This is a genomic window from Arthrobacter sp. MDT1-48-3, assembly GCF_054511015.1.
Window position 1 is genome coordinate 167,690 of the sequence record NZ_JBTNDL010000003.1, and the last position, 22,028, is coordinate 189,717.

The 22,028-nt window shown below is 69.2% G+C and carries 18 protein-coding genes; 9 read left to right on the top strand and 9 right to left on the bottom strand.

Features of this window, described 5'->3' with window-relative positions:
• Nucleotides 1–14: 14 nt before the first annotated feature.
• Nucleotides 15–1,577, bottom strand: a complete 1,563-nt coding sequence (locus ACX80L_RS08465) for a chitinase (RefSeq protein WP_459289003.1) — start codon at nt 1,575–1,577, stop codon at nt 15–17.
• A 200-nt stretch (nt 1,578–1,777) separates the two neighbouring features.
• On the opposite strand from ACX80L_RS08465, the gene ACX80L_RS08470 reads away from it, so the two are divergent.
• The gene (locus ACX80L_RS08470; protein ID WP_459289005.1) at nt 1,778–4,234 is read left to right on the top strand and encodes a glycosyltransferase family 2 protein; all 2,457 of its coding nucleotides are present in this window, start codon (nt 1,778–1,780) and stop codon (nt 4,232–4,234) included.
• Nucleotides 4,235–4,353: 119 nt separating this feature from the next.
• Here ACX80L_RS08470 and ACX80L_RS08475 read toward each other — a convergent pair whose 3' ends face one another.
• From ACX80L_RS08475 to ACX80L_RS08495, 5 genes are all read right to left on the bottom strand, one after another.
• Nucleotides 4,354–5,622, bottom strand: coding sequence for an enolase C-terminal domain-like protein (locus ACX80L_RS08475; protein ID WP_208741655.1), 1,269 nt, complete (start codon nt 5,620–5,622; stop codon nt 4,354–4,356).
• Between the two features lie 66 nt (nt 5,623–5,688).
• Nucleotides 5,689–7,290: an aldehyde dehydrogenase (NADP(+)) gene (locus ACX80L_RS08480; protein ID WP_459289007.1), complete on the bottom strand. Its 1,602-nt coding sequence runs from the start codon at nt 7,288–7,290 to the stop codon at nt 5,689–5,691.
• Between the two features lie 10 nt (nt 7,291–7,300).
• Nucleotides 7,301–8,215: a 5-dehydro-4-deoxyglucarate dehydratase gene (gene kdgD / locus ACX80L_RS08485; RefSeq protein ID WP_133080191.1), complete on the bottom strand. Its 915-nt coding sequence runs from the start codon at nt 8,213–8,215 to the stop codon at nt 7,301–7,303.
• Between the two features lie 156 nt (nt 8,216–8,371).
• Nucleotides 8,372–8,770, bottom strand: a complete 399-nt coding sequence (locus tag ACX80L_RS08490; RefSeq protein WP_133080192.1) for a universal stress protein — start codon at nt 8,768–8,770, stop codon at nt 8,372–8,374.
• Between the two features lie 27 nt (nt 8,771–8,797).
• On the bottom strand, nt 8,798–9,745 hold the full coding sequence (locus tag ACX80L_RS08495; protein ID WP_459289009.1) for a 2-hydroxyacid dehydrogenase: 948 nt from the start codon (nt 9,743–9,745) through the stop codon (nt 8,798–8,800).
• A 292-nt stretch (nt 9,746–10,037) separates the two neighbouring features.
• Between ACX80L_RS08495 and ACX80L_RS08500 the strand changes: the two genes are divergently transcribed.
• From ACX80L_RS08500 to ACX80L_RS08525, 6 genes are read left to right on the top strand one after another with little or no spacing between them, the layout of a single operon-like run.
• Nucleotides 10,038–11,612 (top strand): ABC transporter substrate-binding protein, encoded by a 1,575-nt coding sequence (locus ACX80L_RS08500; protein WP_459289011.1) that lies wholly within the window; start codon nt 10,038–10,040, stop codon nt 11,610–11,612.
• A gap of 31 nt (nt 11,613–11,643) precedes the next feature.
• A complete protein-coding gene (locus tag ACX80L_RS08505) occupies nt 11,644–12,570 on the top strand; it encodes an ABC transporter permease (protein WP_133080195.1) in 927 nt (308 codons plus the stop codon).
• An 8-nt stretch (nt 12,571–12,578) separates the two neighbouring features.
• Nucleotides 12,579–13,619 (top strand): ABC transporter permease, encoded by a 1,041-nt coding sequence (locus ACX80L_RS08510; RefSeq protein ID WP_459289013.1) that lies wholly within the window; start codon nt 12,579–12,581, stop codon nt 13,617–13,619.
• Complete coding sequence (locus ACX80L_RS08515; protein ID WP_459289015.1) at nt 13,616–14,665, top strand: ABC transporter ATP-binding protein; 1,050 nt, start codon at nt 13,616–13,618, stop codon at nt 14,663–14,665. The genes ACX80L_RS08510 and ACX80L_RS08515 overlap by 4 nt, the downstream gene beginning before the upstream one ends.
• Nucleotides 14,658–15,710, top strand: coding sequence for an ABC transporter ATP-binding protein (locus tag ACX80L_RS08520; protein WP_459289017.1), 1,053 nt, complete (start codon nt 14,658–14,660; stop codon nt 15,708–15,710). The genes ACX80L_RS08515 and ACX80L_RS08520 overlap by 8 nt, the downstream gene beginning before the upstream one ends.
• Nucleotides 15,707–16,426: a sulfite exporter TauE/SafE family protein gene (locus tag ACX80L_RS08525; RefSeq protein WP_459268761.1), complete on the top strand. Its 720-nt coding sequence runs from the start codon at nt 15,707–15,709 to the stop codon at nt 16,424–16,426. Before ACX80L_RS08520 ends, ACX80L_RS08525 begins: the two co-directional genes overlap by 4 nt.
• A gap of 1 nt (nt 16,427) precedes the next feature.
• On the opposite strand, the gene ACX80L_RS08530 is transcribed toward ACX80L_RS08525, so the two are convergent.
• Both ACX80L_RS08530 and ACX80L_RS08535 read right to left on the bottom strand, forming a co-directional pair.
• A complete protein-coding gene (locus ACX80L_RS08530; protein ID WP_459289019.1) occupies nt 16,428–17,393 on the bottom strand; it encodes a 2-hydroxyacid dehydrogenase in 966 nt (321 codons plus the stop codon).
• A gap of 29 nt (nt 17,394–17,422) precedes the next feature.
• Nucleotides 17,423–18,724: a glucarate dehydratase family protein gene (locus ACX80L_RS08535; protein ID WP_459289021.1), complete on the bottom strand. Its 1,302-nt coding sequence runs from the start codon at nt 18,722–18,724 to the stop codon at nt 17,423–17,425.
• A 113-nt stretch (nt 18,725–18,837) separates the two neighbouring features.
• Here ACX80L_RS08535 and ACX80L_RS08540 point away from each other — a divergent pair, with 113 nt between their 5' ends.
• Complete coding sequence (locus ACX80L_RS08540; RefSeq protein WP_133080200.1) at nt 18,838–19,728, top strand: LysR substrate-binding domain-containing protein; 891 nt, start codon at nt 18,838–18,840, stop codon at nt 19,726–19,728.
• A 23-nt stretch (nt 19,729–19,751) separates the two neighbouring features.
• Here ACX80L_RS08540 and ACX80L_RS08545 read toward each other — a convergent pair whose 3' ends face one another.
• A complete protein-coding gene (locus tag ACX80L_RS08545) occupies nt 19,752–21,215 on the bottom strand; it encodes a protein adenylyltransferase SelO (protein WP_459289023.1) in 1,464 nt (487 codons plus the stop codon).
• 106 nt (nt 21,216–21,321) lie between these two features.
• Here ACX80L_RS08545 and ACX80L_RS08550 point away from each other — a divergent pair, with 106 nt between their 5' ends.
• Nucleotides 21,322–22,026 (top strand): HAD family phosphatase, encoded by a 705-nt coding sequence (locus tag ACX80L_RS08550; protein ID WP_133080202.1) that lies wholly within the window; start codon nt 21,322–21,324, stop codon nt 22,024–22,026.
• Nucleotides 22,027–22,028 lie beyond the last annotated feature (2 nt).

Sequence of the window (22,028 nt, forward strand, 5' to 3'; positions counted from 1 at the left end):
CGCGGAGCGGCCTGCTAGGAGCCCGCCTTCTCCTCGATGATCTTCACGAGCGCGGCGTCGTCGAGCTTCTGCCACGGTGAGGCGTCCGAGCCCTGCACGGCGGCCTCCGGGCTGTCGCTCTGGCTCCACCACTTCGCCTCGTACACGCGGCCGTCCACGAGGATGCGGGCGCCCCGCTCGTACACCGTGGCCGGATCCCACGCGGGGTACAGGTCGGCGGGAGCGGTGACCGCGGGAACGGGACGCTCGTCGGGCAGCACCGGCCCGAGCAGCGTCCAGGGGGTCTCCTCCGCCTGCAGCACCGGATCGTTGGGCAGGTCGCCCTGCGTCCAGTACTTCGCCACGTACACGTTGCCCTGCCACACCACGCGGTCGTCCTCGCGGTAGGTGCCGACGTCGGACCAGATCGGGTAGGGGCTCGTCTCGGGATCGTCCTCGACCAGGGCCTCCGGCGACTCCTCGGTCACCGGCACCTCGGCGAGCGTCGCTGCGCGGCCGGTGAAGCCCTCACCGAGCAGCGGTGCGAAGAGCATGCCCTGCTGGTCGACTCCGCTGCACGCATCGGAGACCACGGTGGTGTCGGCGTAGTTCTCGCTGCAGGTGCCGTCGCGGTTGAGCGACCACATGGACATGCGGCCCACGCCGCGCTCGGCGGCGAACGTGTTGAAGGCCTTCGCGTCGTCGAGCGTGAAGACCTCGCCCTTGACGTCGTTCTGCCCGATCATCGGGGTGAGGCCGATCTTCCGCCACGCTGCCTGCGGCCCGAGCTCCTTGCCGGCCCGCTCGTACAGCACCTGCACCTGGCGGTGGGTGGCATCGGCCGCGTTCTGCGACGCCGTGAGCATGTCCGTGCCCTCCGGGCGGCTTCCCCCGTAGTCCATGGTCATGACGTTCACGCCGGCGAGGTCCACCCCGGCCTCGAGGAACTGCGCGACGGCGGCGGTCCCCTCGGCGGTCAGTCCCGTGGGCGCGACCGGCAGGGTCAGCCAGACATTCAGGGGGGTGTCGGTGTCGGCGCGCTCGGCCTGCAGGGCGGCCATGGCCTCCGCGCGGCGCTCCCCGGCGGCGGTGTCCTTCAGGTTCTCGCCCTCGATGTCGAGGTCCACCGTGGACAGCGAGTACCGGTCGACGACGGCTTCGTACGCGTCCTTCAGGTCCTCGGGGTCGGTGCACGCGGTCGCGAGCTCGTCGTTGAGCAGGCCGCCGAACGAGACGGTCACCTCGCCGCCGTCCTGCACCAGGCGGGCCACGCGCCGGTCGAGATCGAGCGCCACCTCTGCCTCGTCGAGTCCGTAGAAGGTCCCCCACGACGGCTCGCACGGGTCTGTCGTCGAGGCCACGATGAAGGACAGCATCACCGAGTTCCCCGCGTCCGCGGACGGGACCTCGAACGCGTAGGCGGGTGTGGCTGTCACGTCGACGTAGCCTGCGAAGAAGGCGCCGGTGCTCTCGGCGGACTTGGCGTCCTCCCAGCGGTTGAAGCCGGTGAGGCCGCCGACGGCGACACCGCCGAGCACGACGGACAGGACAGCGAGGCGGACGACGGACAGCTTCCGGCCAGGAAAACGAGCAGACACAGGAACCCCAGATGACAGCCTCGAAAGAGGCGGGAGAGCGCACTTCGGATGCGCGAGACGCTTGAAGCGTAGGGGAAAAAAGGGCCGCCGTCACCCCTGTCGCTAACGCCGAACCGATGCGGTCCGATGGTGGAGAGTGACGCTGTCTGCCGCCGGGGCGATGGAAGGCGTTCACCCGTCCCACGACCGCCGAGGAAGCAATGTCCAGATCCCGCGATGCCGCCGAGTACCGAGCCTCCAGACGACAGGCACGTGCGCAGTCCGACGCAGCGCCGGCCGATGCGGCCGGCGCGTCCGCGATGCCGTCGTCGCCCGCCGCCCAGACCGCCATCCTCGAGCTGGCGGCCGCGGCCGCCCCCGATACGGCACCGCCGCGCCGACGCCAGTGGGGTGCCGAGCGGCGTTCGGAGCCGCTGTCGATCGTGCACCCGACGCCGTCCTCGCGGAAGATCGCCCTGGGCCGGCTCGGCATCGTCATCACGGTGCTCGCCTGGCTCACCTACATCGTCACGACGATCCTGCGCCAGTTCGCCAACAACCCGAACGCGGGCTTCCGGTTCCAGGTGGAGGCGACGTCGTACCTGATCGTGGTCACGTTCCTTACGTTCTCCGCGCTCATGTACCTGCTGGCGCGCCAGGGTGCGCTGTACCGGTTCCGGGACCACAAGCGCGTGCCACGCGGTGAGCTGGACCGCCACTTCGCCGACCACCACGAGGGCATCACCGTGCTGGTCCCCTCGTACGCGGAGGAGCCCGCGGTGGTGCGCGCGACGCTGTGGTCCGCCGCGCTGCAGGAGTTCCCCAACATCCGCGTGGTGCTGCTCCTCGACGATCCGCCGCATCCCACCGACCCCGCGGTCCGCCAGCGCCTGGACGCCACCCGGGCGCTGAGCTTCGAGATCGAATCGAGCCTGCTCGAGCCCTCCACCCGCGCGACCGCGGCACTGGCCGCGTTCGAGGCGCGACTGGCCGCCCACGACGGCGACGACGCGTCGTGCTCCGAACTGCCGGCGGTCATCGCCGCCTACGAGGACGCCGCGGCGTGGCTCGAGGACATGGCCGACGCCGAGCGCGTGGAGGACCACGTGGACGAGTTCTTCGTGGACCTCGTGATCATGGGTCTGGCGCGCGAGCTGCGGCTCACCATCTACGCGCTCAACGCCGCCCACGCGCAGTCCCAGGCGCCCGAGCCGGCACGCGTCCGCGAGCTGTACGTGCGGCTGGTGCGGATCTTCAACACGCGGCTCGAGACGTTCGAGCGGAAGGCGTACGCGTCCCTGTCCCACGAGGCGAACAAGGCCATGAACCTCAATGCCTACATCTCCCTCATGGGGCAGCGGTGGCAGAAGGAGCACACCGCCGCGGGGACGGTGCTGCGGCCGATGGGCGCGGCGGACGGCGGTGACGTGGCCGACGACGTCCTCGACGTGCCCGACTCGACCTACCTCCTGACCCTCGACGCCGACTCGCTGCTGCTGCGCGACTACTGCCTGCGGCTCGTGCACCTGCTCGAATCCCCTGGCAACGAGCGCATCGCCGTCACGCAGACGCCGTACTCGTCCTTCCGCGGAGCGCCCACGCGCATCGAGCGGGTAGCCGGCGCGACGACGGACATCCAGCACATCCTGCACCAGGGCATGTCCTACTACGGGGCCACCTTCTGGGTGGGTGCGAATGCCGTGATCCGTAAGCGCGCGGTGGAGGACATCGTCGAGGTCGACAATGTGGGCGGCTTCGAGATCAAGACGTACATCCAGGACCGCACGGTCATCGAGGACACCGAGTCCAGCGTGGACCTCGGCACGCACGGCTGGACGCTCATGAACTACCCCGAGCGCCTCAGCTACAGCGCCACGCCGCCGGACTTCGGCTCCCTCGTGGTGCAGCGGCGGCGCTGGGCCAACGGTGGCCTGCTGATCCTGCCGAAGCTGTGGAACCAGCTACGACGGCGCCGCCACCTCCGCGAGCAGGTCCTCGCCCGCGAGGTGCTGCTGCGCGTCAACTACATGGCGTCGATCGCCTGGGCGAGCTTCGGGCTGCTGTTCCTGCTCGCGTACCCCTACGACAGCAGGCTCCTGAGCCCGGTCGTCTTCCTGGCCGCTGCCCCGTACTTCCTGGCCATGGGCAGCGACCTCCGCGACTGCGGGCACCGCTTCTCGGACATCTTCCGGATCTACGGCTTCAACCTCGTGCTGCTGCCCGTCAACCTCGCGGGCGTGCTGAAGTCCATCCAGCAGGCGTTCACGGGGGAGAAGATCCCGTTCGTCCGCACGCCCAAGGTCAAGGACCGCACCGCGGCGCCGGGCCTCTACGTGGTGATCCCCTACGCGATCGTGGCGTTCTCGCTGCTCACCCTGGCCCGCGACGTGATGGAGCAGAACTGGGGCAACGCCGTCTTCGCGGGGCTCAATGCGCTGCTCGCGGCCGGCGCCATCCGCGCGTACATCGGCATCAAGAACTCGATGGTCGACATGGGGCTCGGCGTCCTGAACTGGCTGTACGTGTCGCCGCGGAAGAAGAAGGTCGAGGAGTCGAAGGTCATCGCGAAGACGGCCGAGGAAGCCGACTGGGAGTCGATCCTGTACCACGGCGACCGCCGCCTCAACCGGGACCTGCGGTCCGGCAACGACCGCCGTCGTCGTGCGGGGGTGCGGTAGGGCACCTGTCGGCCCCGCGGCTCCACCTCGGGAGCCGCGAGATCGTATCGTCCGCGCATGAAGACGCCCCGGGAGTCCATCCCGGGGCGTCTTCGTTCTCCTGCCGGTGGACCGGCCGCTCAGCGCTGCAGTGCCGGCCGCTTCGGGTTGAAGGCCCAGCCCGGGAGGAGGAACTGCATGCCCACCGAATCGTCCCGGGCGTCGAGCCCGTGCTGCAGATACAGTTCGTGGGCGGACTGCAGCGCATCCCGGTCGAGCTCCACGCCCAGGCCGGAGCGGGCCGGCACCTCGATGTAGCCGCCTTGGATCTGCAGCGGCTGCTTCGTGAGGGGCTGGCCGTCCTGCCAGATCCAGTGCGTGTCCAGAGCCGTCACCCGCCCCGGTGCTGCCGCACCGACCTGGGTGAACATGGCCAGGGAGATGTCGAAGTGGTTGTTCGAGTGGGAGCCCCAGGTCAGCCCGAAGTCGTCGCACAGTTGCGCCACCCGCACGGACCCCTGCATCGTCCAGAAGTGGGGATCGGCCAGGGGGATGTCCACGGCGTTCGAGCGGATGGCGTGGGCCATCTGCCGCCAGTCGGTGGCCACCATGTTCGTTGCCGTCTGCAGTCCCGTGGCCCGCTTGAACTCCGCCATGACCTCACGACCGGAGAATCCGTTCTCCGCGCCGCACGGGTCCTCCGCGTAGGCGAGGACGTCCTCCAGGCCCGAGCACAGCCGCACGGCTTCGGCCAGCGACCACGCACCGTTGGGATCGAGGGTGATGCGAGCGTCGGGGAAGCGGGCGGCGAGCGCCGTGACCGCAGCGATCTCCTCGTCGCCGGCGAGGACGCCGCCCTTGAGCTTGAAGTCCTGGAACCCGTACCGCTCCTGTGCGGCTTCCGCCAGTGCCACGACGGCGTCGGGCGTCATCGCTTCGCTGCGCCGGAGCCGACCCCACCGGTCCGACGGGTCGTCGCCGTCGAGATAGGGCAGGTCCGTCGCTCCCGCATCACCGATGAAGAAGAGGTAGCCGAGCATCTGGACGCGGTCGCGCTGCTGGCCGTCGCCGAGGAGTTCAGCGACGGGAACGTCCAGATGCTGTCCGAGCAGATCGAGCAGGCAGGACTCCAGGGCGGTCACGGCATGGATGGTGGTGCGGAGGTCGAAGGTCTGGAGTCCCCGCCCTCCGGCGTCCCGATCGGCGAAGGTCCGGGCGACGGTCCGCAGCAGGCTGCGGTACGCCGCGACCGGTCGGCCCGCGAGGAGTGCCGCAGAATCCTCGATCGTGGCGCGGATCGCTTCACCGCCCGGCACCTCGCCGAGGCCCGTGCGTCCGTTGCTGTCCGTCATGATCGCGATGTTGCGGGTGAAGAACGGGCCGTGCGCGCCACTGAGGTTCAGCAGCATGCTGTCGTAGCCGGCGACCGGCACGACCTCGACCGATGTGATGACGGGTGCCTGATCGGACACGGTTCAGCCCTCTGCCCGGACCGTGCCGTCGATCCGACGGTTCAGCGACCACGGGTTCGCATCCTGCAGCGCTGCCGGAAGGACGGCGTCGGGAAGATTCTGGTAGCTCACCGGACGCTGGAAGCGGGCGATGGCGAGCGTCCCCACCGAGGTGGAGCGTGAATCCGAGGTCGCAGGGAAGGGGCCGCCATGCACCATGGCGTGGCCCACCTCCACCCCGGTGGGCCAGCCGTTGAAGAGGATGCGCCCGACCTTGCGCTCGAGCACGGGCAGGAGGTCCGCTGCGGTCGGATGGTCGCTGTCCGCCGCATGGACCGTCGCCGTCAGCTGGCCCTGCAATGCTTCCAGGCCCATGCGCAGCTCCTGCTCGCTCGCGTAGCGGACGAGGACTCCCGCTGATCCGAAGACCTCCTCCTGGAGCGTCGGGTCGGCGATGAAGGTGCTGGCCGAGGTACTGAACAGGGCAGGTGCGGGGGCGTTCTCGGTATCGCCCGGCCGACCTTCCGTGACCAGGTCCACGCCGTTCCTCGTCCGGAGACCGTCGATCCCGGCCTGGCAGGACGCGGCGATCCCAGCGGTGAGCATGGTGGCACCCTGTGCGTCGCCGAGCAGGGAAGCGGCCGCGGAGACGAAGGCGTCCCCGTCGGCCCCGACAGGCACGAAGACCAGTCCGGGATTCGTGCAGAACTGGCCGGCCCCCATGGTGAGGGAGGCGACGAAACCGGCAGCGAGCCCCTGCGGGTCGGCGAGGAGTGCTCCCGGCAGGGCGATCACGGGATTGATGGAGGACATCTCGGCGTAGACCGGAATGGGCTCGGGCCGCGCTGCCGCTGTCGTCATCAGGGCGATGCCTGCGGCGCGCGAACCCGTGAAGCCGATGGCCTTGATGCGCGGATCGGCGGCCAGCGCCTGCCCGACCGAGGCCCCGGCGCCGAAGACGAGGGAGAAGACGCCTGCCGGCAGGCCGCTCTCGGCAACCGCCTGGCTGATGGCCTGACCGACGAGCTCGGCGGTCCCGGGGTGAGCGTTGTGGGCTTTCACGACGACGGGGCACCCGGCGGCGAGAGCCGAGGCGGTGTCGCCGCCTCCTGTGGAGAAGGCCAGGGGGAAGTTGCTGGCTCCGAAGACGGCCACCGGACCGAGCGCGATGTGCCGCTGGCGGATGTCGACCCGCGGCACGGGCGAGCGGTCCGGTTGTGCGGGATCGATCCGGGCCTGCAGGTGGTCGCCGTTGCGGACGACGCCCGCGAAGAGGCGCAGCTGGCCCACGGTGCGGCCGCGCTCACCGGACAGGCGGGCGGCAGGGAGTCCCGTTTCCAGGACGCCGCGTTCGGTCAGTTCGTCCCCCAGCGCGTCGATGGTGTCCGCGATGCGCTCGAGGAGGGCGGCCCGCACCTCCGGGCTGGTGGCGCGATACACGTCGAAGGCCTCGGCTGCCGCCGTCGTCGCTGCCTCGAGCTCGCTTCCGGTCACCAGGCCGAAGGCCGGCTCGAGGTCCTGCCCGGTGGCCGGATCGACGGCACGGATGGTGCCGGCGGATCCGGTGACGGGGGTTCCCGCGATGATGGATCGGCCGGTGACGGCGGGGCGGGTCGTGGTGTCCATGGTCGTGCTCCTAGCTGATTCGCTTGATCAGGCCGGCGAGTTCCGCGCGGTCGGCCTCGGTGAGATTTTGCAGGGGCGGCCGGACGGGCCCGCCGTCGCGCCCTGCGCAATCGAGGCCGGCCTTGATGATCGACACCCCGTAACCCTTCACCCGATCGCGGATGTCGAGATAGGGGATGACGAAGTCGTTCAGCTTCTCGTAGACCGCGGTGCGATCCTGGGCGATGACCGCCTTGTAGAAGGACAGCGCGAATTCGGGGACGAAGTTGAACATGGCGGAGGAGTAGGTGCTGACGCCGAGCTGGAGCAGCGGGAGCGCGAAGGTCTCCGCCGTCGGCAGGCCCCCGATGTAGATGAGACGATCCCCGACGCGGGCGTAGATACGGGACATCTGTTCGATGTTGCCGATTCCGTCCTTGAAGCCGATGAGGTTCGGATTGCGGCTCGCCAGGATGTCGACGGACACGTCGGTGAGCACCGCGTTGGCCCGGCTGTAGACGATGACGCCGAGGGACGTCGAGGCACAGACGGCGCTGACGTGTTCGATCAGGCCGGCCTGGTCCGCTTCGGTGAGGTAGGGCGGCATGAGCAGGATGCCGTCGGCTCCAGCTGCTTCGGCAGCCCGGGCGTGCTCGATGGCCGAGAACGTGCCGCCCGTCGCGGGAGCGATGACGGGGACCTTGCCGGCGACCTCGTCCACCGCGACCCGGACGACGGTGTCGAGTTCCTGTGTGGTGAGCGAGAACCCTTCGCCGGTGCCGCCCGCAGCGAAGAGCCCGGCGACGTCGAAGCCGGACTGCCAGGCCAGGTGCTCCCGGTAGCGCGTCTCGTCGAATTCGAGGGTCGGCGTGAAGTGCGTGACCGGGAAGGAGAGCAGACCGGACTTCACGGTCGTCGCGAGTTCAGCCGGATTCAGTGGAGCCACGGGGATGTCCTTTGGGATGCGGCGCTGCAGTGCGCCGGGAGTGGGGGGTGGAATGGGTTCAGCGTAGGGATGGCCGGACGAGGGTGTCCAAGACCGGCTTCGCATCCGCGGATACCTGACGGGTATCGATGGAGGGCAGGGACCTGTTTCGGTGCATCACTGTTTGTCGTCGCGCAGCCGCGGTTTGACCGAATGCACGGCGCACCCGGCCTCGAGGATGACGCGCTGCGCGGTACTCCCCAGGAACAGCTTTCCCACCCGGGAGCGCCGCCGCACCCCGATGACGACCAGCTCGACGTCGTCCTCGTAGGACAGATCGATCAGGGCGTCCGCGGGATCCTCGTCGGCCCGGAGCGGATGCAGGCGGGCTGTCGGGCCGGCGGCAGAGGCCTGGGCCAGCAACTGGCGGATCTCCGCGTCGGCCTCCGGCGTCTGCTGATCGGCTGCCGGTCCCACGACGAGCAGGTCGCAGCTGCGCAGGAGCGCTTCGCTGATGGCGGCGAGGGCGGCGGTTCTGCCCTCGTCCGTTGGTACATAGCCGACAAGAATGCGCATGCGGTGCTCCTGGGATAGCGGATCGGTCTAGGTCACGGGTGTCAGCAGGGTGCCGTCCGCGAGGTATTGCCGCAGGTTCTTCAGGGTCAGGTCGGCCATGGCGGCACGGGTCTCGTGCGTGCCGCTGCCCAGGTGCGGAAGGAGGACGACGGACTCGAGGGCCATGAGTTCCGGCGGCACCGCGGGTTCGTCCTCGAAGACGTCGAGTCCCGCTCCTGCCAGGGCGCCGGTGGTGAGGGCCTTGACGAGCGCACTCTGGTCGACCACGCTTCCGCGCGCGACGTTGATCAGGTAGCCACGTGACCCGAGGGCGCTGAGTTCGGGAGCCCCGATCAGATGGTGCGTCGAGGCGCCCCCTGCGGCGGCGACGATCAGGACGTCGGAGGTGTGGGCGAGCTGCAGCAGGGACGGTACGTATTCGTAGGGACTGCCGGTCACCTCCGACCGATTGTGGTACCTGATCGTGCAGTCGAAGCCTTCGAGGCGTCGGGCGATGACCGACCCGATTCTTCCGAGGCCCACGATGCCGACCTGGCGGTGGCTTGCCTGGGTCGCGAGGGGGAAGTTGCCCTTCGTCTGCCAGTCGCCCCGGCGGACGAAGCGGTCAGCGGCGCTGATTCCCCTCAGCACGTCGAGGTAGAGTGCCAGCGCCGTGTCGGCCACGCAGTCGTTGAGGACCTCCGGTGTGTTGCTGACGGCGATACCCCGTTCGACGGCCTGCTGGACGTCGGTGGTGTCGTAGCCGACGCCGAAGTTGATCACTGCGCGGAGGTTCGGCAGGGCCTGCATCAGGTCCGTGCCCACGCCGGTGCGGCCTGACGTGACAGCGACGGTGATGCTGCTCGCGTGGTCGGCCAGGAAGGCGCTCCTGCCCGCGCCGGCGGGCAACTCCAGGGCGTCGTGGTCGCGGGTGATCGCGGTCTGCACCATCGGCATGAGTGGACCCACTTGCAGCACTGCATTCTGGACTGTCATGAAACGAGACTAGATTTTGTATCGATGCACTAACAACACGAAAGTAGCATCATCTGATACCTCGGAGGCATGGATGGTGAGATCGATGGCGGAATCCGCGGAATGGCGGCGATGAGTGGCGCCGATCACAGCCCGAGGGGGCATTTCCGGCTGGAATCGGCGCATTTCGGGCGTCTTGACGGGTCTGGGGCCTCTCGCCATGCTTCTAGGACCAGCACGGCCGTCGTCCATTCGGGCGGATCCCGCAGCACAGGCACCCAGACACCAGCCTGCTACACACCCGAGGAAACCAATGAAGTCTTCTTCTGCATCGCACGCCCTGCGATCGAATCCCGTCATCCTTTCGACCGTCGCGGTGGGTAGCGCGCTCCTCCTGAGCAGCTGCTCCGTCGCGAACTCGGAACAAGCCGAAGGTGACGGTGCAGCAGCATCGGACACCATCCGCGTCGTCCTCTCCCAGGAGCCACCGACCCTGGAGGCCTGCGAGGCGAACCTCACCTCCACGGGGGTCGTCGTCCGGTCCAACGTGACCCAGCCACTGGTCGAACGGAATCCGACGACCGGCGACCTCGAGCCCCTGCTCGCCACGGAGTGGGAGGCGACCTCGGACACCGAGTGGACCTTCAAGCTCCGCGACGACGTCACCTTCCATGACGGCACGCCCTTCACCGCGGAAGCCGCCGCCTTCACGATCGACCGGGCGGTGAACTCGGATCTCGGGTGCAACGTGGAGGGTTACGTCTTCGGTGACGACGACCTCGTCGTCGAAGCCGTCGACGACACCACGCTCACCGTGACGACGGCCACGCCGGACCCCATCCTCCCCCTGCGCCTGTCCTTCGTGGAGATCGTCCCGACATCGACCAGCACCTCGGAGAAGGTCCGCGAGCCGATCGGGACGGGCCCGTACGCGATCGAGCAGTGGGATGCCGGCCAGCGCATCACGCTCGCCGCGTACGAGGACTTCTGGGGAGACGCCCCGGCCTACTCGAAGGCCGAGTACCAGTGGCGCTCGGAAGGAACCGTTCGCGCCGCGATGATCACCAGCGGCGAGGCGGACGTCGCCATGGGCATCGGGCCCGACGACGGTGTCGGCGATCTCGGGGTCAGCTACCCCAACAACGAGACGATCGCACTGCGCCTGACCGGCGACATCGCCCCGCTCGACGACATCCGCGTCCGGGAGGCCATCAACTACGCCATCGACAAGGAGACCATCGTCGGCAGCCTGTACGAAGGCACCGACAAGGTCGCCGCACAGCTCGTCCCCGCGGGCATCGTGGGTCACGACGAGGACCTCGAACCCTGGCCGTTCGACCTCGACCGCGCCAAGGAGCTGGTGGCGGAGGCCAAGGCCGACGGTGTCCCCGTGGACACGAAGATCACCCTCGTCGTGCGGAGCGCGCAGTTCCCCAAGGTCACGGAGCTCTCCCAGGTCCTCCAGGAACAGCTCAGCCAGGCCGGCCTCAACGTCGAGCTCAAGACGGTCGAGACCTCCCAGCACCTCCAGTACCAGCTGCGGCCCTTCGTCACGAACGAAGGCCCGATCGCACTCCTGGTCCAGCACGGCAACCAGGCAGGAGACGCGGCGTTCACCGTCGAGCAGTACATGCTCAGCACCGGAGCCCAGAGCACGTTCGGGACCCCGGAATTCGACGCTCTCATCGCGGACGCCGGGCTGACCGAGGGAGAGGACCGCCAGGCGGCCTACGAGGAGGTCTTCGGCTACCAGAACGAGAACGTCGTGCAGTTCGCCACGATCGCCCACCAGACCGGCATCATCGGGAAATCCGCGAACGTGGACTACGAGCCGAACTCCTCATCCGGGGACGAGCTGCGCCTGTCCGAGATGACCCCGGCCAACTGATCACACCCTTCACCGGACCGAGGACGGAATCATGCTCGTCTACCTGAGAAAACGCATCATCTCCAGCCTGTTGCCGCTCGTCGTCGTCGTTGTCGGGGTCTTCGCGCTCGCAAGGCTCACCGGCAATCCCGCGAGCCTCTACCTGCCGCTGAATGCGACCGACCAGATGCGAGCGGACTTCACGGCCCGGCAGGGCCTGGACCAGCCATTGCTGGTCCAGATGGCGGACTACTTCGGGGGCGTCCTCCGGCTCGATTTCGGTGAATCGCTGCGCACGGGGGAGCCCGCCGCCGCGATGGCGCTCCGGGCGTTCCCCGCGACCCTGCAGCTCGCCGCGACCACGATGGTGATCGCCATCGTGGCCGCGGTGCTGGTGGGATGCTGGGCTGCGCTCAAGCCCAACGGGATCGCCGACCGCATCTCCAGTTTCGTGTCCATGGCTGCCGCGTCCATCCCGGACTTCTGGCTGGCCATCGTCGGGATCTGGATCTTCGCGATCACCCTCGGGTGGCTCCCGACATCGGGGGTCAGCGGTGGGGAGGCGTGGATACTGCCGATCGCAACGCTCATGCTGCGGCCCTTCGGCGTGCTCGTCCAGATCGTCCGCGGCGCCATGGTGTCGGCCCTCTCCGAGCCCTACATCAAGCTCGCCCGCAGCAAGGGGGCCAGTGACGCGCGGGTCGTGAGCCACCACGCCCTCCGCAACGCCGCAGCCCCCGCCCTGACGGTGGCCGGCGACCTGACCGTGGGCCTGGTCAACGGCGCCGTCGTCGTGGAGACCATCTTCGGGTGGCCCGGCATCGGCAAGCTCATGATCGACTCCATCCTCCAGCGGGACTTCGCCGTCCTGCAGGCAGCGGTCCTCATCACGGCGATTGCCATCTTCGTCCTGAACATCCTCATCGATCTCGGCTACGCCCTGCTCGACGCGCGCGTCCGACCCACCGTCAAGGCCTAGGAGGAACCATGGCTACGCCTCTGCTGCAACCCGAAGGCCACCAGCATCCCGAGACCGACCCGCCCGCGCCGGCCACCGCTCCGGCCGCGGACATCCGCCCGGTCCCCGCGCCTCCGGCACAGGACCTGGGGGACAAGAAGCTGTCCCTCTTCCGGCTGCTGCTGCGCGACAAGTTCGCGACCGTCGCCGCGCTGGTCCTGGTGTTCGTGGGACTCGTTGCGGTCTTCGGGCCGATGCTCGTCGGGGATCTCGCCACCCGGCAGGACCTGCTGGCCGCCAACAAGCCGCCGTTCTCCCTCGAGAACGGCTGGGGGTATGTCCTGGGCAGCGACTCGCTCGGCCGGAGCATGCTCGGCCGCCTGGTCATCGCGACGCGGACCACCATCTCCGTCGCGCTTCCCGCCGTCGGGATCGCCCTGGTCATCGGTTCACTGTGGGGAGTCTGGGCCGGCTACCACCGCGGCCTGCGGGAGACCATCTCGATGCGGATCGCCGACGTCATCATGAGCTTCCCGTCGCTGCTGCTCGCCGTCGTGGTGCTGTACGTCTTCAACCCCAGCCTCGGCAACATCATCCTCATCCTGGCGATCACCCGGATCCCGATCTACCTCCGGACGGCGCGCGCCGAATCGGCGGAGCTGCAGAGCCGCACCTTCGTCGATGCGGCCCGGACCTTCGGTTCCAGACCGACCGCCATCATCGGCCGGCACGTGATCCCGATCGTGCTGCCCACCCTGCTGACCCTGGCGACGCTCGAGTTCTGCTACGTCATGCTCGCCGAATCGTCCCTGAGCTTCCTGGGCATCGGTATCCAGTCGCCCGACGTCAGCTGGGGCCTGATGGTGTCCCAGGGCCGCCAGTACCTCCAGACGGCGTGGTGGCTCTCGATCTTCCCCGGTCTGGCGATCGTCATCACCACGATCGCTGCGAACATCCTCGCGGCCTGGCTGCGCATCGCCACGGACCCCGCCCAGCGCTGGCGCCTGTCGCTACCCCGCACACGTGGAGGCCGCCGCTTCGGTACGGCCCTGAAGGGAGCTACCAAGTGAGCACCATCGATACGGCATCCACCCCGAGCCCCGTCCTGGACGTGAAGGGGCTGTCCGTCACGCTCCGCACACCGCGCGGAACCGTCCGGGCGGTCAACAATGTCAGCTTCCAGGCCCAGGCGGGGAAGACCCTGGCGCTGCTGGGCGAGTCCGGATGCGGGAAGTCCATGACCGCGAAGGCCATCGCCGGTCTCCTCGACCCGGTGGCCGAGGTCGAGGAGGGCCAGATGATCCTCGACGGCCAGGACCTCGCCACCATGACGGCGCGGCAGCGCCGGAAAGTCGCCGGCCCCCAGCTCGGCATCGTCTTCCAGGACGCCCTCACGGCCCTGAACCCCGTCTACAAGGTGGGGACCCAGCTGGGTGAGGCTTTCCGCATCCACCAGAAACTCTCCGCCCGGCAGGCACGCAGCAAGGCCGTCGAGCTGATGCAGAGAGTCGGCATCCCGGAACCGGAGTCCCGGGTCGACGCGTACCCGCACCAGTTCTCGGGCGGCATGCGCCAGCGCATCCTCATCGCCATGGCAGTGGCCCTGAACCCGAGCCTGCTGATCGCGGACGAACCCACGACAGCCCTGGATGTCACCATCCAGGCCCAGATCATGGCGTTGCTCAGGAGCCTGCGGGAGGAGAACAACCTCGCGGTCGTCCTCATCACCCACGATCTCGCCGTCGTTGCCGAGGAAGCGGACACGGTCGCCGTGATGTACGCCGGGAACGTCGTCGAGACGGGGACCGTGGCCGAGGTCTTCGCGAATCCCCGCCATCCCTACACCAGGGGCCTGCTCGAGTCCGTGCCGGTGGACGCCGTCCGCGGGTCGACCCTGTCCTCCATTCCCGGGAACCCCCCGGAACTGCACAACGTCCCCTCGGGGTGCGTCTACCAGTCCCGTTGCCCGCTGGTGCAGGAGGTCTGCAGGATCACCCGGCCCGAATTGCTGCCGGTCCGTCCGGCGTCCGCCACTGCCGCACCGGGCGTGCACCTTCCCGGCACCGTCGCGCAGGCGGCAGCCTGCCATTTCAGCGAGGAGCTCGCGCATGTCTGAAACACTCGTCGGAGCCGTCCGCGACCAGCAGCCGCCGTTGCTGGACGTCAGGGACGTGACGAAGACCTTCCACGTCGCCAAGAGTCCCTCGGGCAACAACCGCCTCCGTGCCCTGGACGGCATCAGTCTCACGCTCGGCCGTGGCGAGACCCTCGGACTCGTGGGGGAGTCCGGGTGCGGCAAGTCGACGCTGGCGCGGACGCTGATGATGCTCGAACGACCCGATGCCGGCACGGTCCTGTTCGACGGCACCGATCCTTTCGTGATGCATGGCAAGGAACTGCTGGCCTGGCGGCGCCGCGTCCAGATGGTGTTCCAGGATCCCTTCGCGTCACTGAATGCACGCATGACCGCCGGTGAGATCATCTCCGAGCCGTGGCGGGCGCACCGGGACATGTACCGTTCGTCGAAGGATCGTGAGGCCCGGGTCCACGAACTGCTCCACCTGGTGGGCATGCGCCCCTCGGACGCGCGGAAATCCCCGCAGGAATTCTCCGGTGGCCAGCGCCAGCGCATCGGCATCGCCCGCGCACTGGCGCTCGACCCGGACGTCATCATCCTCGACGAGCCCGTCTCCGCCCTGGACCTCTCCGTCCAGGCGCAGGTCCTGAACCTGCTCAACGAACTCCAGGAACGACTGGGCGTGTCCTACATCTTCATCTCGCACGACCTCTCGGTGGTCCGCTTCGTCGCCGACCGCGTGGCGGTGATGTACCTCGGCCGCATCATCGAGACCGGAACCGCCGAGGAGGTGTTCGACAGCCCCCGCCACCCCTATGCCGCGGCCCTCACCTCCGCCTCGCCCCGGCTGGACCGCTCGACCGCGGGACGGGAGAAGATCATCCTCCGCGGTGAGATACCCTCCCCGCTCGATCCGCCATCGGGCTGCCGCTTCCGCACGCGGTGCTGGCAGGCACAGGACATCTGCGCCGAACAGGCACCCCCTGCGGCCCAGTCACCGGGCAGCCCCCTACACCTGTCGGAATGCCATTTCCCGCTCGACACCATCCGGGTGCGGAGTGGGGAGCTCACCCCGACCCCTTGAGCCCCGCCGACTACGCCCTCATCGGCGCGGTGATCTTCGCGGCGACCGCGCTCCAGGCCTCCATCGGGTTCGGCATGGGCATGCTGGCCGCCCCGGTGATCGCCCTCGTCGATCCGCACCTGCTGCCCGGCACGGTGATCCTGCTCGCGCTCATCGTCACCGTGCTGGTCACCATCCGGGAGCGCGTGGACCTCGATCTCCACGGGGCGGGGTGGGCGCTGGTGGGACGCATCCCGGGCAGCGTCGCCGGGGTCCTCCTCGTCGTCGCGCTCCCCGGCCCGGGTCTGTCGCTGCTGGTGGCCCTGGCTGTCCTGTCAGGGGTCGCGTTCGCCGTGCTGGGGTGGACACCGGCGCCCAGGCGGAGGAACCTCATCGCGGCGGGAGCGGCGTCCGGGGTGATGGGAACCGCCACGTCCATCGGTGGTGCCCCCATGGCACTGATCTGGCAGAAGCTCGACGGCGCCCGGCTCCGCGGCACCATGAGCGCCTTCTTCATGGTCGGCAGCGCCGTGTCGCTGGGCGGCCTCGCGATCGCCGGCGCGATCACCCGGGAGATCCTGCTCCTCGCCCTGTGGATGGTCCCGGTCGTCCTGGCCGGGTATGTGGCCTCGCGCTACCTCAACCGGTTCCTGGACCAGGCCCGGCTCCGACTCCTCGCGCTGACCGTGTCGGCCCTGGGAGCCGTCCTCCTGCTGGGCCAACTCGTGCTCGGCTGAATCAGCGGCCCGCGCGGACCACATTCACCAGGGGCACCCCGTCGGCCAGGCGGGCGACATTCGCTGCGATGTCCGCCGCCCGCCGCTCGAACGTCACCGACGCGTGTCCGGAGTAGTGCGGCGTGAGGACGACGTTGTCCAGGGAGGTGAACGGATGCCGGGCGGGTGGCATGCCGCCTCCTGGAGGCGCCTCCCACCACACGTCGATCCCCGCGCCCGCGATGGATCGGTCGCGCAGGGCGGCGAAGAGGGCGCCTTCGTCCACGATCGAGCCCCGTGCCACGTTGATCAGCAGCGCCGAGTCCTTCATGGCGGAGAGCTCGGGGCTGCCGATCAGGCCTCGCGTGGCCTCGTTCAGGGGTGCCGAGATGACGACGACGTCGGATGTCGCCAGCAGCCGGGTCAACTCCGCCGTCGATCCCACCCAGTCGAGGACCAGGTCGGCAGGCGTCGGTCCCTCGGGATGACTCCGCACCGCGTGTACCCGCATGCCCAGCGCGGACGCGAGACGCCCCACCTCGGTGCCGATGGAGCCGAGTCCCACGAGGCCCAGCACCCTTCCCTCCAGCGTGGGATGGAACGGCACGTCCGGGGACGTCGCGATCGTCCTCCACACGCCCGAGCGCATCTCCCGGTCCACCGGTAGTACCCGACGTGTCAGCATGAGTGTCACCATGAGCACGTGCTCCGCGATCGGACGCGCATGGTGGAAGGTGTTCACCACCGATGCCTCCGGCCGGAGAGCGTCGAGCGCGATCTTCTCGAAGCCGGCACCGGTGACGTGCACCATCCTGACGCTGTGGGCGGCGGACGCCAGCTCCTCCGGGAGGCGGGAGCAGACGACGACGTCGGCGTCGCCCAGTGCCTCGAGCTGCTGCGTCGGATCCGAGTCGGCGGCCATGACCCACTCGTGGTCCCCGGTGGACCGCAGGACGGATTCGAACCGGCTGATGATCGGATCGGTCACGACCACCTTCAACGGGGAGCGGTCGCGGTTCACCACCGGGGGCTCGCCGGCTCGAACTCCGGGTGGAGGCTCTGCATGTACCCGGTGTCGTCGCGGCTCCGCAACCCGCACTCGAGGTACTGCTGGTGCAGGGACTGCAACGCGTCCTCGTCGAGTTCGACGCCGAGTCCCGGCAGGGTGGGCACGGCGATGGAGCCGTCGACGATCTCGAGCGCGCCGGGACGGATCACGTCCTCGCCCGGTTCCTTCCACGGCCAGTGCGTATCGCACGCGTAGTCGAGGTTGGGTGTCGCGGCGGCGAGGTGGACCATCGCCGCGAGACTGATGCCCAGGTGCGAGTTCGAGTGCATCGACAGGCCGAGACCGAAGGTGTCGGTGATCGAGGACAGCCCCTGGGAGCGCCGCAGGCCTCCCCAGAAATGATGGTCGGACAGGATCACGTCCACCGATCCTGCCGCCACGGCCGGTGCCACATCGGCGAAACTCACGACGCACATGTTCGTCGCCAGCGGCATGGGGACACGCTGTCGGACCTCGGCCATGCCCGGGATCCCCGGCGTCGGATCCTCCAGGTACTCGAGGATCCCGGCGAGTTCCGTCCCCACTTCCACCGAGGTCTCCACGGACCATGCGGCGTTGGGATCGAGCCGGAGCGGTAGCTCGGGGAACTCGGCGCGCAGGGCCCTGATCGCCGCAATCTCCTGGTCGGGAGCGAACACGCCACCCTTGAGCTTCAGGGCCCTGAACCCGTAGGTGTCGACCATGGTGCGTGCCTGCCGGACGATGCCCTCAGGATCCAGCGCCTCCCCCCAGGAATCCGGGGCGGCGCCGGGGTGGTTGGCCCATTTGTAGAACAGGTAGCCGCTGAAATCGACGGCGGTCCGGATGGCTCCGCCCAGCAGGTCGCTGACGGGACGGCCGAGGAGTTTGCCCTGGATGTCGAGGGTTGCGACGTCGAAGGGGGACAGGACGCGGTCGGCGGTGCTCGACCCCGTGACCATCCCGCTCATGCCGTGGCCGCCCTGGGTCGTGTCGGCGGCCAGGGCCGCTGCGACGCGGGCCCTCAGCTCGTTGATGTTGAAGACGTCGCAGCCGAGGACGGCATCCGCAGCACGGTGGAGCCGGGCAAGATGCGCCTGATCGCCGTACGTCTCGCCGAGACCGGAGACCCCTGCATCGGTGGTGACCTGCAGGATGGCACGCAGGGCGAAGGGCTCGTGGACTCCTACCGTGTTGAGCAGGGGTGGGTCCCTGAACGCCACGGGCGTGATCTCCACGCGGGTGATGGACACGAGTCCGAGCGAGGTTTCCCGGGCGATGTGCTGACTCACTGTGTCTCCTACGGATGGAAGCGTCGACGCTGCTGCTCTGAGTCGACGGTAGGCCAGGATATTGATACGCGTCCAAGCTAATGTGGACACCACCCGATGCAGGAAGGGTATCGATGTTCACTCTCATTCAGCTCCAGTCCTTCGTCGCGGTCGCCGAGGAGCTGCACTTCGGAGCAGCCGCCGAGCGCCTCAACATGACGCAACCTCCGCTGAGCCGCCAGATCCAGATCCTCGAGAGGGAGGTGGGGTCGCAGCTCTTCGACCGCAGCAGCCGGCGGGTGGAGCTGACCGCTGCCGGCACCGTGCTGCTCCCGAGTGCGCGTCAGATCCTCGATCTCGCCGCCAAGACCGAACTGGACGTCCGCCGGGTCGCCAACGGCAGCGCCGGATCGGTGACCATCTCGTACACGGCGATCGCGGGCCAGACCGCACTGCCGCAACTCCTGCGCCGGACCGCCGAGGAGCAGGCCGGAGTGTCCCTGGTGCTCCGCGAACTGGTGTCGACCGACCAGATGGACGGGCTGGTGAACGGCAGCGTGGACATCGGACTCCTGCGCCCCATCGTCGTCCGGCCCGGCGTCCTGACCCGCCCGATCATGCAGGACCGCCTGGTCATCGCGACACCCGCGGACAGCGACATCGCGGTGGACGGCGACTCCCTGCCGTTGAGCGCCCTCAGGGACAGCCCGCTCATGATGTACTCGACGGCCGAGGCGCGCTACTTCCACGACCTCGTGCTGCGGCTGTTCTCCAGCGCCGACGTCCACCCCCGGATCACCCAGTACGCGAGCCAGGTGCCCGCCCTGCTCGCCTTCGTGCAGGCGGGCCTGGGGGTGAGCCTCGTTCCGGCGTCGGCCCGATCCTTCGCCCCGGCGGACGTCCGGTTCTACGAGATCGAGGACTCACGCACCGTCCGGAAGCTCAACCGCGTCGAACTGGACGTCGCGTGGAACGAGAACACCACGAACCCGGCCGTCCTCAAGCTCCTGGACCTCCTGCCCTGAGCTGCGGGGTGCGGGTGACGGCCTCAGGTCCCGCAATAGGTCGTGTATCGCCCGAAGTCCCCCGGTGCCCCGGCGGCGTAGCGCTCCAGGCCGGGGCGCTCGTCGAAGGGTGCACGGACGACGTCGACGAGCCGGTCGAGCGGCTCGAGGTTCCCCGCGGTCGCGGCCTCGAGGGCCTCCTCGACGAGGTGGTTCCGCGGGATGTACACGGGGTTCGCGCGGTCCATCGCGTCCGCGTCGGGGCCGAGCGCGAGCCAGCGCGCGGCCCACGCGTCGAAGGCCGCGACGTCGAGCACGGTGTCCCGTGCAGGCCGGGCGTCGCCGCGGACCACGGAACCGAGCCCCCGGAAGAAGGACGTGTAGTCCACGTGGTTGTCCTGCAGGAGGGTCAGCACGTCATTGGCCAGCGGGGAGGCGACCTCGTCGGCGATGTCGTCGGGCAGTCCCAGCTTGGTCCTCATGCCGGCGAGCCATGCGCCGCTGTAGCGGGGGCGGAAGGTCTCGAGCGCACCGATGGCGAGCTTCACCGCCTGCTCCTGGTCGTCGTCGAGCAGCGGCACCAGCGCCTCGGCGAGCCGGGCGAGGTTCCACTCGGCGACGATCGGCTGGTTGGCGTAGGCGTACCGGCCGCCGTGGTCGATGGAACTGTAGACCGTGGAGTAGTCGAAGACGTCCATGAACGCGCAGGGCCCGTAGTCGATGGTCTCGCCCGAGATGGTCATGTTGTCCGTGTTCATCACACCGTGGATGAAGCCGGCGAGCATCCACTGCGCCACGAGGGACGCCTGCACGGCCACGACCGACTCGAACAGGGCCAGGTACGGGCGGTCCGCGGACGCGGCCCCCGGGTGGTGCCGGCTGATGGCGTGGTCGGCGAGGCGCTGCAGGAGGTCCTGGTTACCGGTCGCCGCCGCGTACTGGAAGCTGCCCACGCGGAGGTGGCTGCTCGCGATGCGCGCCAGGACGGCGCCGGGGAGCATGGTCTCGCGGCGCACCGCCCGCCCGGTGGCGACGACGGCGAGCGAGCGGGTCGTCGGGATGCCGAGCGCCTGCATCGCCTCGCTGACGATGTACTCGCGCAGCATGGGGCCGACGGCGGCGAGGCCGTCACCGCCACGGGCGAACGGGGTGCGCCCGGACCCCTTGAGGTGGAGGTCGCGCAGGCGGCCCTCGGTGTCGGTGAGCTCGCCCAGCAGCAGCGCCCGCCCATCACCGAGGCGCGGGTTGAAACTGCCGAACTGGTGCCCGGAGTAGGCCTGGGCCACCGGCGTGGCGCCCTCCGGCACCGAGGTGCCGAGCAGCAGGGCCAGGCCCTCGCGGGTGCGGAGGAACCCCGGGTCGACGCCGAGTTCCACGGCGAGCTGGTCGTTGAGGGCAAGCAGCTGCGGCTCGGGGGCCTCCTCCGCCTGCCAGGCCACTGCCATCTCGGGCAGTTCCCGCGCGAAGCGACCGTCGAAGGTGACCCTGGAATCTGTAGGCACGCTCATCTCTCCACCGTACGCCCGGCTCCTCGGGGTCTGTCACGCCCCGCAGCCGGTGCAGCACGTACTTGTGTCCGACCCGGGTGGCCCTCCCGCTACCGGGAACCCTACGATGGCCGACATCAGGCGCGGCCCCTCGACGGCCGGCACCGACAGTTCCAGGGAGGGTTCGCGGATGCCGAACGGCGACGACGCAGCACGGCGGCTTGCGGAGCGGATCCTGCGGGAAGCCGTGGGCGCACGCGTCATCTGGGACTTCGACGGCGTCGTCGGGCACACCGAACCGCTGCACGAGGCGAGCTACCGGGACCTGGCGGAACGGCGCCATTACGAGTTCGCCGACGGTTTCTTCGGGGATCTCGTCGGGCACACCGAGCAGTGGATCTGGGAGCGTGTGATCTCCGAGGGTTTCCCGGCGTCCGAGCAGGAGATTCCCACGCTGCACAGCGAACGCGGCGAGGTGGTCGCCGCGTCCGCGCTGCATGGGCTGGACCCGTCCTGGCTCGCTGCCTCCCTCATGCCGGCCCTCGACGGCACGGCCTCCGAGCAGGTGGTGATCTCCAACGGGGACCCGGACCTGATCGCGGCGCTGCTCGGGCAGTGGGGGCTCGCCCGGTTCGTCCGGATCGCCCGCCGCGAGCACGGGCGCGACAAGGAGGCGATCTTCCGCGACCTGTGCGTTCCACCCTGCGTCGTGCTGGAGGACAGCGACACCTACCTGGCGCTCGCGCGGACCGCGGGGGCCGTCACCGTCGGTGTCCGGCACTCCCACAATCCGCGCGCGGTCCTCGATGCGGACCTCGTCACCCACCTCTGAGG